This is a genomic window from Amycolatopsis rhizosphaerae (assembly GCF_007713715.1).
GTDB lineage: Bacteria > Actinomycetota > Actinomycetes > Mycobacteriales > Pseudonocardiaceae > Amycolatopsis_E > Amycolatopsis_E rhizosphaerae.
This window is the reverse complement of sequence record NZ_VJWX01000270.1, coordinates 1-9514: the sequence shown is the minus strand read 5'-3', so window position 1 is coordinate 9514 and position 9514 is coordinate 1. Positions and strand designations below refer to the sequence as shown.

The 9514-nt window shown below is 71.1% G+C and carries 8 protein-coding genes and 1 pseudogene; 6 read left to right on the top strand and 3 right to left on the bottom strand.

Annotated features, from left to right (window positions below):
- Positions 1-447 (bottom strand): annotated as a pseudogene (locus FNH05_RS23605) (DUF1684 domain-containing protein); the annotation flags it as partial.
- 202 nt (positions 448-649) lie between these two features.
- Between FNH05_RS23605 and FNH05_RS23600 the strand changes: the two are divergent.
- The 6 genes from FNH05_RS23600 (at position 650) to FNH05_RS23575 (ending at position 7030) form a co-directional block, all read left to right on the top strand.
- On the top strand, positions 650-1162 hold the full coding sequence (locus FNH05_RS23600; RefSeq protein WP_144590901.1) for a cysteine dioxygenase: 513 nt from the start codon (positions 650-652) through the stop codon (positions 1160-1162).
- Positions 1163-1203: 41 nt separating this feature from the next.
- On the top strand, positions 1204-1755 hold the full coding sequence (gene ssuE / locus FNH05_RS23595) for an NADPH-dependent FMN reductase (RefSeq protein WP_144590900.1): 552 nt from the start codon (positions 1204-1206) through the stop codon (positions 1753-1755).
- Positions 1756-2036: 281 nt separating this feature from the next.
- Positions 2037-3647 carry an ABC transporter substrate-binding protein gene (locus tag FNH05_RS23590; protein ID WP_425458482.1) on the top strand — a complete coding sequence of 537 codons (1611 nt, stop codon included), beginning with the start codon at positions 2037-2039 and terminating at the stop codon, positions 3645-3647.
- Positions 3644-4615: an ABC transporter permease gene (locus FNH05_RS23585; RefSeq protein WP_144590898.1), complete on the top strand. Its 972-nt coding sequence runs from the start codon at positions 3644-3646 to the stop codon at positions 4613-4615. Before FNH05_RS23590 ends, FNH05_RS23585 begins: the two co-directional genes overlap by 4 nt.
- The gene (locus FNH05_RS23580) at positions 4608-5441 is read left to right on the top strand and encodes an ABC transporter permease (RefSeq protein WP_144590897.1); all 834 of its coding nucleotides are present in this window, start codon (positions 4608-4610) and stop codon (positions 5439-5441) included. The genes FNH05_RS23585 and FNH05_RS23580 overlap by 8 nt, the downstream gene beginning before the upstream one ends.
- Positions 5438-7030 carry a dipeptide ABC transporter ATP-binding protein gene (locus FNH05_RS23575; RefSeq protein ID WP_144590896.1) on the top strand — a complete coding sequence of 531 codons (1593 nt, stop codon included), beginning with the start codon at positions 5438-5440 and terminating at the stop codon, positions 7028-7030. Before FNH05_RS23580 ends, FNH05_RS23575 begins: the two co-directional genes overlap by 4 nt.
- Here the strand turns inward: FNH05_RS23575 and FNH05_RS23570 are convergent.
- Entirely contained in the window at positions 6994-8127 is a 1134-nt protein-coding gene (locus FNH05_RS23570) for an LLM class flavin-dependent oxidoreductase (protein ID WP_144590895.1), read from the bottom strand. The two genes, FNH05_RS23575 and FNH05_RS23570, sit on opposite strands and share 37 nt — an antisense overlap.
- Positions 8128-8153: 26 nt before the next feature.
- On the bottom strand, positions 8154-9494 hold the full coding sequence (locus FNH05_RS23565) for an NtaA/DmoA family FMN-dependent monooxygenase (protein WP_144590894.1): 1341 nt from the start codon (positions 9492-9494) through the stop codon (positions 8154-8156).
- Positions 9495-9514: the final 20 nt, after the last annotated feature.

The following is a 9514-nucleotide window of genomic DNA, read 5'->3' as shown; positions in this document are numbered from 1 at the left end:
GTCGTGGGCGAGGAACCGGCCCGGGATCGCCCAGGCGGGATCGGGTGTGTAGGCGGGAACCCCGTGGAACCGGGTGCGCAGCGCGTGATCGGGATGCCGGGGCCGGAGGATGTGATGGCCGCCCCTCTTGGCGACCTCGGCCACGGCGTCGCCGAATCCGGCGAACACCCCGCCGCGCTCGGGGATGACGCCGAAATCGTGCCGCCCGTGCACCGCGACGCCGTCCACCACCAGTTCTTCGCCCTCGTCCAGGACGACGGTCACGCCGCCGCGGCCGGCCGACCAGGTCCCGGGCGCGTCCTCGAAGCGTTCAGGGGTTTCGGTGAGCCACCGGATACTGGTGATCGCGAGGAAGCCGTGCGGGTCGGCGAGCCGCTTCTCGTGGTCGGCGTGCCACTGCCGCCACTGCTCGGCGAAGGCCACTCGGTCGATTTCCCGTGTCGTCATCACAAGCTCCCCTACGAGGTCGGGTGTCGTCTCCGAGCCTAACCCCGCCGCCGGTGCCGTACCGGATCCTGGGACGGTGACGCAATTCGTTTCGCGCCGAGAGAAAGTAATGCGGTTCTTCCCGTTCACTGGGACGCCCTACTTTCCTTCCGGCGAACTGCGATGATGCGGCAAGGAACCGATACGGAAAACTGGGTTATCCATGACTTCGACCATTGTGGACATCGATCTCCACCCCCGGCTCGAAACGTGCGGCGCGCGGGAATTCCTCGATTCCCGCCGTCCTCAGTGGACAGCGGGTGAGCTCCGCGCCCTGACCGCCGCCCTGGCGGGTGAACTCGCCGCCGGGCTGCCGGAGCTGGTGCGGTACGTGCCCGGGCAGCGCTGGTGGACGCGGCTGGCGCTCACCCCGGGCGTCGAGGTGTGGCTGCTGTCCTGGCTGCCCGGCCAGGGAACCAGGCCGCACGACCACGGCGGCGCTTCGGGTGCTTTCACGGTCCTCACCGGCAGGCTCACCGAGACCTACCGCTACCCGTCGCGCCGCATCCGCGTCGCGGAGCGCGAAACCGGGGCGAGTACCGGTTTCGGTCCCGGCCGCGCGCACATCGTCCGCAACACCTTCGACACCCCGGCCGCCAGCGTGCACGCCTACTCGCCGCCGCTCCTGCCGACCAGGGAGTACGCGAGTCTGGGCGACCTGCCCGACGCCGCGTGACCCCGCCGCCCCTTTTTCCCGCCGTTCGTTTGGAGGCCAGCATGTCCAGGATCGTCGCGCTCAGTGGAAGCCCTTCGCCCACCTCCCGCACGGAGGCCGTCGTCGAGCATCTGGCCTCGCGCCTGCGGGGGCAGGGACACCGGGTGGCCGTGGCCCCGGTGCGGGACCTGCCGCCCGCCGCGCTGGTGGCCGGGGACGCGCGGCAGGCGGACATCGCCGCGCTCGCCGCCGCGATCGAGGGCGCCGACGGCGTGATCGTGGCCTCGCCGGTCTACAAGGCGGCCTACAGCGGGCTGCTGAAGGCCCTGCTCGACCTGCTGCCGCAGTTCGCCCTCGCGGGCAAGGTGGTCCTGCCGCTGGCCACCGGGGGCAGTCTCGCCCATGTGCTGGCGATCGACTACGCATTCCGGCCGATGCTGCACTCTCTGGGCGCCGACCGGGTCGTGCCGGGCTATTTCCTGCTGGAGGAGTGGATCACCGTCGCCGACCGCGGGGTGACGCTGGCCGAGCAGGCCGAACGTCCGCTGCTGACCGTCGTCGACGGCTTTTCCGAGGCGCTGCACTCCCGTGCGCGGCTGGCCGCGGCGTCGTGACCACGATCGGAATCCGGCTCCGGCTCAGGACCTGGGACGCCGCCGACCCGGCGCGGCGCTGCGGTCGGATCCGCTGATGCGGCCCGGCGAGCTGCTGCATCCGGTGTCCGATCCGCTCGACCCTCTGACTTGTCCTTTGTAGACCGTGTCCTGTTTCTTTCCGAACAAAAAGAAGTCCCGCGCGAGTGGTCCTCGCGCGGGGCTTCTTCTTGTTTCTCCGAAGAAATGTTCACCTGATGGGAAACGGGGGATGGCCGCCGAAATCCGTTTACCGTGTCCGCGTGTCTTCCAGATCCCCGCTCGAACTCCTTTCCCTCGCCGTGGCCGCGAGCCTGGCGCTCGCAGCCTGCTCCTCCGGGGCGGCGACCGCCGGCTCCGGGCAGCCCGCCCCCGGCGGCACGCTGACCCTCGCGATCGGGTCGAACCCCGACTGCGTCGATCCCCAGCAGCCCGGCACGAACGCCAGCCTCAACGTGGGGCGTCAACTGGTCGACTCCCTGACCGACCAGGACCCCGCCACCGGTGAGATCACACCGTGGCTGGCCGACCGCTGGGAGGTCGGCGCCGATTCCACCAGCTTCACCTTCCACCTGCGCTCCGGCGCGACCTTCTCCGACGGGACCCCGGTGGACGCGGCCGCGGTGAAGACCAGTTTCGACGGCATCAAGGCCCTCGGTGCCCGGGCGCAGCTCGGTTCCGGCTACCTCGCCGCCTACACCTCGGCCACCGTCGTCGACCCGCAGACCGTCCGGCTGGACTTTTCCGCACCGAGCGCACAGTTCCTGCAGGCCTCGTCCACCATGTCGCTGGGAGTGCTCGCCCCCGCCGCGTACCGGAAGACGGCGGACCAGCGCTGCCACGGCGACGGGCTGATCGGCTCCGGGCCGTTCGTCTTCGAAAGCTTCAAACAGAACGCCGATATCGTGCTGGCCAGGCGCAAAGGCTACAACTGGGGCTCACCGCTGTTCAAGCACCGGGGCGAGGCCTACCTCGACAGGATCGACTACAAGATCGTGCCGGAACCGGGCGTGCGCACCGGAAGCCTGCTGTCCGGACAGCTCGGTGCCACCACCGAGGTGCAGCCGGTCGACGAGGCCCAGTTCCAGGGCAACGGGTTCACCGAGCAGACCCGGCCGAACCCGGGCATCGTGTTCAACCTGCACGCCAACGTGACCAAGGGGGTGCTGACCGACGAGAAGGTGCGCCAGGCGGTCGGCAAGGCGGTCGACCGCAAGGAGGTCGCCGACACCGTCCTCAGCCCGAACTACAAGCCCGCCACCAGCATTCTCGCCACCACCACGCCGCTGTACACCGACCTTTCCGCCGAACTCGCCTTCGACCCGGCGGGCGCGGCGCGGTTGCTGGACGCAGGCGGCTGGGTGCCCGGCCCGGACGGCATCCGGGTCAAGGACGGTGTCCGGCTGAGCGCGAGCGTCGTGTTCGCCGCGGTGTTCAACCAGAACCAGAGTGTCCTGGAACTCCTTCAGCAGCAACTGCGCAGGATCGGTTTCGACCTGCGGCTCGAACTGCACACCACGGCCGAGACGCTGCAGATCCAGCAGGCGGGCGACTACGAGTTCCTTTGGTACAACGTGACCCGGGCCGACCCGGACATCCTGCGCAACACCTTCTCCACCAAGGCGGGTAACCGCAGCAAACTGCCCGCGGGCAACCCGCTCGATGCCGCGCTCGACGAGCAGGCGGCCACCGCGGACCCAGCGGTCCGCAAGCCCGCTGCCGAACAGGCGCAGCGCCTGATCGTGGAGCACGCCTATGCGATTCCCGTGTTCGAGTTGACTCAGGTGGTCGCCTCGGGCCCGGACGCGCACGAGGTCGGTTTCGAAGCCTCCTCGCGCCTGCAACTGTTCGACACCTGGGTGTCCGGCGCATGAGCGGCTACCTGCTGCGCCGCCTCGGACAGGCCGTGATCGTGCTGTGGGCGGCGTTCACGCTGTCGTTCGCCATCCTCTACCTGCTGCCGGGCGACGCGGTGCTCGCGAAGCTCGGCGGCGGCGACGCGGCGCTCACCGTCACGCAGGACCAGCTCGCGCGGGCCCGCGCCGAATACGGCCTGTCCGACCCGTGGCCGGTGCAGTACGGAAAGCGCCTCCTGGCGGCGCTGCACGGCGACTTCGGCCGGTCGGTCATCACCGGGGACACCGCGACGCACATGGTGCTCACCGCGCTCCCGGCCACCGCCGCGGTCGCCGGGCTGGGCCTGCTGCTGGGCGTCGTCCTCGGTGGCGGTATCGCGCTCGCGGCCACCTACACCCGGCGCCGGTGGCTGGGGACCCTGCTGTCGTCCCTGCCGCCGCTGGGCACGTCACTGCCGGTGTTCTGGGTGGGCCTGGTGCTGGTGCAGATCTTCTCGTTCCAGCTCAGGATCCTGCCCGCACTGGGAAACCACGGGCCGCAGTCGCTGGTGCTGCCCGCGGTGACGCTGGCGCTGCCCACGGGCGCGGTGATCGGGCAGGTGCTGGAAAAGAGCCTGCGCACCCAGTTGGACCAGCCCTACGTCGAAACCGCGAAGGCCAGGGGCGCGAGCCGCGCGAGGGTCCACTGGCGACACGCGCTGCGCAACGCCGCGATGCCCGCGCTGACCATGATCGGCGTGATCACCGGCCAGTTGCTGGCCGGTTCGGTGGTGACCGAAACGGTGTTTTCGCGGGACGGCGTCGGCCGGGTCACCACCACCGCGGTCAACACGCAGGACATTCCCGTGGTGCAGGCGGTGATCGTGCTCGCGGCGTTCTTCTTCGTGGTCGTGAACCTTGTGGTCGACCTGGTGTATCCGCTGCTGGACCCCCGTGTGCGGAGCGACGTCCCCGGCCGGGTGCGGAAGGAGCTCGTGCATGGCTGACCTCGTGGTGTCGCGTGGCCGCGCCGCCTTCGTGCTGCGACGGCCGGGGCTCGTGCTCGCCGGGCTCGTGCTGGTCCTGGCGGCGGGCTGGGCACTGACCCCCCGTCTGTTCACCGGGCAGGACCCGCTGGCGGGCGTGCCCAGGGAGAAGCTGCGGCCACCGTCGGCCGCGCACCTGTTCGGCACGGACGAGACCGGGCGCGACGTGTTCGCCCGCATGGTGCACGGTGCCGCGCTGTCCCTCGGCGCGACCGTGCTGGCGGTGCTGATCGCGCTGGTGGCCGGTTCGCTGCTGGGACTGGCCGCGGGCGTGCGCGGCGGGTGGCTCGACGCCACGCTGATGCGGATCACGGACGTTTTGCTGGCCGTGCCGCCGATCCTGCTGTCGCTGGCACTGGTCACGGCGCTCGGGTTCGGCACCACGAAGGTGGCGGTCGCGGTCGGCGTGGCGAATGTGGCGAACTTCGCGCGCCTGATGCGGGCGGAGGTGCTGCGCGTCCGCACCGCGGCCTATGTGGAGGCGGCCCGGGCCGGCGGGGTGCGCTGGTTCGGGGTGCTGGCGCGGCACATCGTGCCGAACGCGGCGGGCCCGGTGACCGCCCTGTCGGTGCTGACGCTCGGTACGGCCGTTCTGGAGATTTCGGCGCTGAGCTTTCTCGGTTACGGCGCCACCCCGCCGACCCCGGAATGGGGCTCGATCGTGGCGGGTGGCCGCGCCTACCTGGCGAGCGCCTGGTGGATGACCACCCTGCCCGGGCTGGTGATCGCCGCGGTGGTGCTGTCGGCGAACCGGCTTTCCCGTGCGCTGGAAGAGAGGACGTCATGAGTGAGCTTTTGGTGGTCGCCGGTCTCGACGTGTCGTACCGGACGCGCTCCGGTCCGGTGACGGCCGTCGCGGGCGTCAGCTTGACCGTCCGCAGTGGACAGAAGCTCGCCCTCGTCGGCGAGTCCGGATCGGGCAAGAGCACCACGGCGCACGCGGTGCTCGGCCTGCTACCGCGCGGCGGGCGGATCGAAGGCGGCTCGATCACCTTCGGCGGGCGGGAGCTGACCACGCTGTCCGAGCGAGGGTGGCGCCGGATCCGGGGCCGCGACATCGCCCTGGTCCCGCAGGACCCGGCGATGTCGCTCAACCCGGTGCGCCGGATCGGCGACCAGGTCGCGGAAACCCTGCTCATCCACGGTCTGGCCACGCGCAGGACCGCGCCGGGTGAGGCGGTGGAACTCCTCGCGCGCGCCGGCATCCCGGAACCGGCCCTGCGGGCACGGCAGTATCCGCACGAATTGTCCGGCGGACTGCGCCAGCGCGCCCTGATCGCCGCCGCGCTGGCCGGGCGGCCGAAGCTGATCATCGCCGACGAGCCGACCAGCGCGCTCGACGTCACCGTCCAGCGCCGCGTCCTCGACCACCTCGACGAACTGGCGGCAGAGGACGGCCTCGCGCTGCTGCTGATCACCCATGATCTCGGGGTGGCCGCCGACCGCGCCGACGAGATCGCCGTGCTCTCGGCCGGGAGTGTGGTGGAACGCGGACCGGCCGGTGCGCTGCTTGCCGCCCCGGCGCACGCCTACACGCGGCGGTTGCTGGCCGCCGCACCCAGCCTGTCCCACCGGCCCCGGCGTCCGCGGCAGGCGGCGGGCCCGCCCCTGGTCACCGCGACGGGGCTGCGCAAGGACTTCGGTTCCTTCCGTGCCGTCGACGACGTGTCGCTGGAGCTGTTCCGCGGCGAAACCCTGGCACTGGTGGGGGAATCGGGCTCGGGCAAGTCGACGACGGCGCGGCTGCTGCTGCGCCTGGAGACGCCGGGCGCGGGCACGATCACCTTCGGCGGGCGAGAGATCACCGGGCTCACCGGGGAGGAACTGCGGCGGCTGCGCAGGCGGATGCAGCTGATCTACCAGAATCCCTACGCTTCGCTCGATCCGCGCCTGACCGTCGCGGACATCGTGTCGGAGCCGCTGCGCGCGTTCCGGGCCGGGGGCCGGGCCGAGGCGGCCGGCCTGCTCGACCAGGTGGCGTTGCCGCGCACCATGCTGGCCCGCAAGCCCGCCGAACTTTCGGGCGGGCAGCGGCAACGCGTCGCGATCGCCCGCGCGCTCGCGCTGAGGCCCGATCTCGTGGTGTGCGACGAACCGGTCTCGGCGCTGGACGTCTCGATCCAGGCGCAGATCCTCGACCTGCTGGCGGGACTGCAGGACGAACTGGGGCTGGCCTACCTGTTCATCTCGCACGACCTTGCCGTGGTGCGGCAGGTGGCCGACCGGGTCGGCGTGATGCGCGCCGGACGGCTCGTCGAGTACGGTCCCGCCGACGACGTGCTGACGCGCCCGCGGCACGAGTACACGAAGGAACTGCTGGCCGCGATCCCGGGCCGGGGTCAGCGGGTGGCCCACTCCCGGGCGAGCAGTTCGTAGGAGCGGACGCGGTCGCGGTGGTCGTGGGTGATGGTGGTGATCAGCAGTTCGTCGGCGCCGGTGGCCTCCTGGAGCTGTTCGAGCCGGTCCGCGACCTGCCGGGCCGAGCCGGCGAACTGGGTCTCCACGCGGTCGGCCACCAGCCGCCGGTCCTCCTGGGTCCACTGGTGCCGACGGGCCTCTTCCGGCCTGGGGAAGGGGATGGCGCCTTCGGCCGAACGGATGCTGCGCACCCACAACGGGTAGCCCGTCGCCAGTTCCCGCGCGGTCGCCTCGTCCTCGGCCACCACCACGTCGGCGGACACCGACAGGTACGGGCGCGCGAGTTCGGCCGACGGTTTGAACGCCGCCCGGTAGGCCTGAACCGCCTCCAGCACTCCAGAGGGCGCGACGTGGTAGTTGCCGCCGAAACGCAGTCCGTTCGCCCCGGCCACGTTCGCGCTCTCGCCGCCGCTGCTGCCCAGGATCCAGACCTGCACGTCCGCGTGCTCGCCGGGCACGACGTGCGCCTCCACCCCCTCGGCGTTGCGGTAGGTCCCGGCCAGCAGGGCCAGGATGTCGTCGATCTGGGCCGCGTAGTCCGGGGTCTTCGCCCCCGGCTGCTGCAGGAGTTGCTGGCGCAGCTTGAACAGCGGCGCTTCGAGCAGGTGCGCGGGGGAGAACTTCGGCGGGATGCGCAGCCCGTTCGGCGCGTGCCCTCCAGTGTCCTCTGTGGACGATATGGACACTGTGGACGGCGTGGACGATGTGGGGGGCCTGCCCCCGGATCGGCCCAGTCCGAGGTCGAGCCTGCCCGGGTACAGGGCATCGATCAGTCCGAACTCCTCCACTACCGACAGCGGTGTCCGGTGACCGAGCTGAACCGCCCCGGCGCCGATCCGGATCGTGGACGTGGCGGCCGCGGTGAGCGCGAGCACGACGGCGGGGGAAGAGCCCGCCACGCCCGGGTTGAGGTGGTGCTCGGCGAACCAGTAGCGCGCGTAGCCGAATTCTTCCGCCCGGCGTGCCAGATCGATGCTGTTGCGCAGGGCTTCGGGCACCGTCGAGCCGGACGAGACGGGCACCAGGTCGAGAATGCCGAGGGGGACGCGGGACATGGTGGTTTCTTCCTTCTCGGGGGGTGTCAGCGGGTGAGGCCGAGGTGTTCGCGCAGCGTGGTGCCCTCGTAGTCGGCACGGAACACCCCGCGTTCCTGCAGCAGCGGCACCACCGTGTCGGCGAAGGGGTCGAGGCCGCCGGGGGTGATGTGCGGGACGAGGATGAACCCGTCCGCGGCGTCGTCCTGTACGAACCGGTTGATCTCCTCGGCCACCGACGCCGCGGTGCCCACGAACGACTGCCGCGCGGTGACCTCCACGACCAGTTCGCGGAGGGACAGGTTGTCCGCCTCGGCGCGGGCACGCCACTCCCGGGCCGTGGCGAGCCGGTCACCGTACATCCGCACCGCGGCCCGCCCCCGCGTGACCGTGTGCTCACCCGGATCCGGGTCGATCCCGGGCAACGGGCCGTCGGGATCGTAGGCGGACAGGTCGCGGTTCCAGACCTGCTCCAGGAAGTTGATCGCGGTCGGCCCGCTGACCTGCTGGAAGCGCACCTCGCGGGCGAGCTCCGCGGCTTCGGCGTCGGTGTCGCCGAGGACGAACGTGGCCGCGGGCATGATCAGCAGATCCTGGTGGCGGCGCCCGTGCCGGGCCAGCCGTCCCTTGACGTCGGCGTAGAACGCGCGTCCCGCTTCGTAGGTGCTGTGGCGGCTGAAGATGGCGTCGGCGGTCGCGGCCGCGAATTCGCGGCCCTGGCCGGAATCGCCCGCCTGCAGGATCGCGGGCCTGCCCTGGGGGCTGCGCGGTACGGTGAACCGGCCGCCGATGGTGAAATGCGCGTCGTGGTGTTTGAACCGGCCCGCTTGGGCGTCGGCGAGGAACACCCCGGCGTCCTTGTCGGCGACGATCTCGTCGCCCCGCCACGAGTCGAACAGTTCGAGGGCGGTGTCGAGGAACGCGCGGGCCCGCTCGTAGCGGTCCTCTTCGGCGAGGAACCCGCCGCGCCGGAAGTTCTCGCCGGTGAAGGCATCCCAGGAGGTCACCACGTTCCATGCGGCGCGCCCGCCGGAAAGATGGTCGAGGCTGGCGAACTGGCGCGCCACCTCGTAGGGCTCGTTGAAGGTGGAGTTGATGGTGCCCGCCAGGCCGAGCCGGTCGGTGACCGCCGCGAGCGCGGCGAGGACGGTGAAGGTGTCCGGCCTGCCCACCACGTCCAGGTCGTGGATCTTGCCCTTCTGCTCGCGCAGCCGCAGCCCCTCGGCCAGGAAGAAGAAGTCGAATTTCGCCCGCTCGGCCGTCTGTGCCAGGTGGACGAAGGAGGCGAACTCGACATGGCTGCCGGAGCGGGGATCGCTCCACACGGTCGTGTTGTTCACACCGGGGAACTGCGCGGCAAGGTGGATCTGCTTCACGGGCTTGCTCATCGTGTCTCCTGGGAGGGGAG